This is a genomic window from Neochlamydia sp. TUME1 (genome assembly GCF_000813645.1).
In the GTDB taxonomy this organism is placed as follows: domain Bacteria; phylum Chlamydiota; class Chlamydiia; order Chlamydiales; family Parachlamydiaceae; genus Neochlamydia.
Window position 1 is genome coordinate 1 of sequence record NZ_JRXI01000152.1, and the last position, 3123, is coordinate 3123.

General features: G+C 38.7%; 3 protein-coding genes. All 3 read right to left on the reverse strand.

Features of this window, described 5'->3' with window-relative positions; all coding sequences use genetic code 11:
- On the reverse strand, positions 1 to 815 hold an 815-nt coding region (locus DB41_RS07540; protein WP_162180932.1), incomplete at its 3' end, for an F-box protein.
- Positions 816 to 1004: 189 nt separating this feature from the next.
- Positions 1005 to 2339 carry a transposase gene (locus tag DB41_RS07545; RefSeq protein ID WP_039386065.1) on the reverse strand — a complete coding sequence of 445 codons (1335 nt, stop codon included), beginning with the start codon at positions 2337 to 2339 and terminating at the stop codon, positions 1005 to 1007.
- A gap of 497 nt (positions 2340 to 2836) precedes the next feature.
- Positions 2837 to 3123 (reverse strand): hypothetical protein (locus DB41_RS11940; protein WP_039386066.1); only part of this gene is annotated, 287 nt, incomplete at its 5' end.

The following is a 3123-nucleotide window of genomic DNA, read 5'->3' on the forward strand; positions in this document are numbered from 1 at the left end:
GGGATTTTAAGAATGCCTTCTAATGCTATCAAGTTCATAGAAAAAGAGTTTTCTATATCATTAATAAAATAAAGGCTGCCATCTAGACAGTGGATTAAGGCTTGATTATTTCGGCAGAGGATAAAATTGATGGCTGCAGAGGTAGTCTTGTAGCAGCTTAATCCTGTGCGTACATCCACAATTTTAAATTGCGTGCGGTGAGGATTAACTAAAAATAAATGGTTTTGAGCCAAGTAAGCATTTTCAAAGTTTCCAAGGTAACATAGGGAAGTTTGGGGCAAAGCCTCATTAACTTTCCAACGGTAAAGATAGCCTTCCTGTGTTACTTGAATAATATGGCCTTCTTGATAATGAATCAGACGAGAACTTTCCTCTTTCACATTATCATACACTAACTGACAACTTTTTTCGCCCAAATGATAGATTTGCGCTGTACCTGCTGTAGCTTTTATAAAAGCAAATTGTTTTTCTCTTTTAAGCGCAAGAATTTTTCCTGAGAAATTAGGTAATTTGTAGATAGTTTGTTTACATTTGTTTTTTGAATACTCGCCTTTCGTTAGCCTCATCGTTTTTGACATCTGCACTTGTTTCTTACAGATTTTTCGCCAGTTCTTTCCTGGGGAAGAAGAGTGGCTAAGGTTTTTCCAGCGTCGTTGGCAAATAGGCCGCCATAAAGAAGGATCCTGCGCCATTCGCTGCCAATGTTTGTTAACAAGGCCTGCAATCGGTAACTCTTTTTCATCTAAAAGGCTAAGAATCTTTAATTGCACTTCTTCAGGTATTCTTATACTAGGGATTAAGGAAAATGGTGTCATGTTATTTACCATAAATTTAGATTTGTTTTTATTTATTATGAGATATTAGTGTTTTACTAATTAAAATCCAATAGAATATTTCAAATATTAAATAACCTAGGGCCCGTAAAAAAAATTGAATAAAATTTATCTTTCACCTATGAACAATTTATCTTAAGCAGTAAGCGGTCACGGGATATAAAAGGTTTCTTAGATAACAGAAGGGATAGGTTGCTTGGTACGAGCGGCAAGGATAGCAGCTGCTAGAAAATCTAGAATAGATTTTCCTTGTCGATAAAGAGTTTCGATACAGCTATGCAGCGCTTCCCTCCACCTTTTGCCATAGGTAGACTGGCTACCTAGACATAACTTACGTGCAATGACTAGATTTCTTAAAGATTCTTCGGCGGCATTATTGGTCATAGGAATAGCAGGATCTTTCAAGTAAGCACGGAAATGTTTGATCTGCTTTAAAAGCTTGTAGCAAAACTTCCGCAACTTCTTGGTGCTACTCCAGCACTGTAGTTCTTGCAATTCTTCTTGTATATAACGCCAGTTAAGATATCCATACTGCTGCCAAGTGGACTGACTGATTAGTGCTTTTTCTAGGCGATGCTTATCTTTAAAAAGCTCTTGCAAGGTATCATATAGGTGTCCTAAGCGCTGTGTATCCTCCAAGGATATATTGGGCTGTTCTGCTTGTCCTTGTATGTTACGGGGTAGATGAGCTAAATAATACTGTTTGATCTTTACCTTAATTTGATGAATGGCTAAACCTCGATCACTTACTAAACAATGAATCTCTTGACCGACTAGCGCTTTTAGAGTAGCGCCATTTTGATAAGGTCTTAATGCATAAGCAATCACATTTCCTACACGTAGTACTAGCAGATGTTCGTTAGTGGCGGCGTGACGCCAGCTTGTCGCATCTAGCTGTAAAGGCTGCTTGGTAGTAATAACTGCTTTAACGAGTGTTTCATAAGACGAAAAAAGTAAGGCAGCGGTGCGAGCTTTAACTTTAGAAATGAAACCTTGGCTTAAAGTCACATTAGGCAATAAGGCACTAATCATGGGGCGCACAGCACGATGTCCTTGACGATATTGCCCCATCAGCAGATTAATAAAGCCTTCCAGCCTAGGACCGAGCAAGAATTGCTCATTTTCTTTAAGTTCAGGCCGCGTTTCTAGATGGCAGCAAGGGCATCTGCTCGTTACTAGATCTATTTGATGCACCAAAGGTCTAATTTCAGGAAGCTCGATCTGCTGCCATGAAAGAACCTTATCAGTTGCATGCATAGCAGAGTGACAGTGTGGGCAAACTTTTAGGCAACGCACCTCATGCGATGGAACTGCGCTAGCAGGTAGCAATTGACGGCTAGCACCAGGATGATAAGGTCGATTTTCTGCTTTAGGTAATGATGAACGATTAGCTTTTTGATCCGTCGATGGTGGCTTGGAACTATTCTTAGAATTTTGATTAAGCTGTGCCTCCAGCTGGGCAATACGTGCTTCAAGCTTGGTGATTATCTTTTCTAATCTATTCACTAAGGCTTTTAGCTACGCATTTTCAGCTCGAAGCTGTATAATCTCAGCCCTTAGCTCTGCATTCTCTTTAAATAGTTGCTCGTATGATGGTTGCATACTACTCAATATATGATTAAGTAAATATAAACTCTAGAAATTATTTTATTTATCACAAAGTAATTGATAACCCCCGTGACCGCTTACCTTAAGCAAGTTTTTCCAGAAGTTATTATAGAGATTCTGGCTCATTAATCGATTTTTATAGTAGCAAGCTTAGCTAAGCTTGAAAGCCACAAAACATCTTTTGACTTTTCAATTTCTTTATCGGTTAATCCCTCTTCTTTCACTAGTCTGGAAGAATCTAGACATTTTATAGATGATCAGCTTCAAGCAACTTCTCAACTCACCAAGAAGCTTAGCCAGGAAGTAATGCAAAGAAAATATTCCTCTTATCGCTCTTATGAACAGTTGCAATCTATTTTAATTAGCCAAACGCTTCAGGTAAACAAATAGCTTTCCTAAGCATCGGGAGGAGCGACTAAAATAGGCTCCTTTCCTTGTAAATGAGCAAAGTCCCATAGATGCAGCCATCCATGTTCATCACAAAAGACTAGTTTGCGGCCATCGTAGCTAGCATGAATATGATAAGAATTTACCCATGGATATGTGTCAGGTAGGAAGGGCAATATTATTCCACACCCTTTTATAGCAGGAGTATGTTGATAAAGTTTAAAGATTTTGAAGTCAGGATGAAAAGTAGAGGCAATATAATGGTTATCCTCTAAAGCAAGAAAGCGCACAGGCG